Source organism: Zhongshania sp. (genome assembly GCF_041584495.1).
Classification (GTDB): Bacteria; Pseudomonadota; Gammaproteobacteria; order Pseudomonadales; family Spongiibacteraceae; genus Spongiibacter.
The window spans coordinates 1-1,219 of sequence record NZ_JBFHDY010000305.1 but is presented as its reverse complement, the minus strand read 5'-3'; the positions used below and the strand labels follow the sequence as shown (position 1 = coordinate 1,219).

General features: G+C 54.2%; 3 protein-coding genes. All 3 read right to left on the bottom strand.

Annotated features, from left to right (window positions below; translation table 11 throughout):
* On the bottom strand, positions 1–683 hold a 683-nt coding region (locus tag ABYP33_RS19400; RefSeq protein ID WP_373093027.1), incomplete at its 3' end, for a phage terminase large subunit.
* Positions 664–855, bottom strand: a complete 192-nt coding sequence (locus ABYP33_RS19395; RefSeq protein WP_373093026.1) for a hypothetical protein — start codon at positions 853–855, stop codon at positions 664–666. The genes ABYP33_RS19395 and ABYP33_RS19400, both read right to left, overlap by 20 nt.
* Before the next feature lie 92 nt (positions 856–947).
* Positions 948–1,219: hypothetical protein (locus ABYP33_RS19390; protein WP_373093025.1), on the bottom strand; the 272-nt coding region annotated here is incomplete at its 5' end.

Genomic DNA, 1,219 nt, shown 5'->3' with positions numbered 1-1,219 from the left:
TCGGCGTAATACGCCCCCTCAACGATGGTTTTATAGTCGCCTTCCCAAATGTGGTTGTATTCTGGATTGGTTTCTAGGTCGCGCTGTCGCTGCCGCTCAAGGATTGCCGGGAATGCAGGATTATCACGCCAGTTAAGCTCGACCACCTTGTAAAGCGGGTCTTTGGTCTTGCGGAATCGCTTATCGGTGGCGCTGCCGTCAATCTCCGGGTTCCATGTGACCCAAAGCTCTGAGTCCTCGCCCCGGATGGTGGGGATTAGGGTTCGCCATGCCGATTCAGCAACGGGTTCTGCCTCGTCCACCCAGCAAAGCAGGATGCGAGACTTAGACTTGACGCTGTTGATATTGCGGTCAAGGCCACTGAACTTGTAAGAGACTCTGCCGCATGTGGTGCGAATGTACTTCTCGCCTATCTCGAAATGAGGGCGAAGCCAGTCCTCTTCCTCAATAGCCTGCTTGATCTCTTCAAGGGACGAATCATCCAGGCTGTTCATGTACTGCCGACAGCATAGGACTATGCCAGAGCGGCCTGTCTTGGCCCACTGGTACGCCTTTACAGCAGACATTTTGGCGAATGATCGGGTTTTGCCAGAGCCCCGCCCACCATAAGAGCCGCGAACGTCGGCCTCACCCTCGAATACTGGTATCAGCTTGGGGGGTAATTCAATCCTGGCTGTTGTCATTCAACGGCACCAGCTCGATACGTGTCACAAGTGGGGCATCGGGATTGCCGGAGATTTCGGCTTTCAGCTCAGAGGGCAGTACCTTGCCCAACAGCGTACAGAACGTGCGCGGGTCTTCCTGCGCCACCCTGACAAGGTAAGACTCGCCGCCCACCTCATCAAACGCGTTCATTATCGCGTCTTTGAGTGCCGCCGTAACTTTGTTGGGAGTGCCTTTCTTGCGGCCTCCACGGCGTTCTCCCGGCTTTGCTCCTCCACCCGGCATCAGTGGCTACCTCTGCCTACTTCAGTCACTACAGGGCCATACAGGCAATGCAAAGCCTTTTCCACTGCGTCCATGTCGTGCCCACTGGCGTACGCCTCGCGGGCCATAATGTTAAGCATAGTTTCAACGTCGCGAGCGGTAGCCACCTTTTGCTTATTTTCACTAAATCGCATATCAAGGCGTTCAAATAGCGGCCTCATCAACTGAGCGACAGTATCTGGGAAATTATTTATCACGCCGTAGTCTGTGATGTAGACATCTAGCTTCATAT

Excerpts from the sequence above, each read along its gene's own strand:
- ABYP33_RS19395 (WP_373093026.1), bottom strand. The coding sequence starts at position 855 with ATGAACGCGTTTGATGAGGTGGGCGGCGAGTCTTACCTTGTCAGGGTG.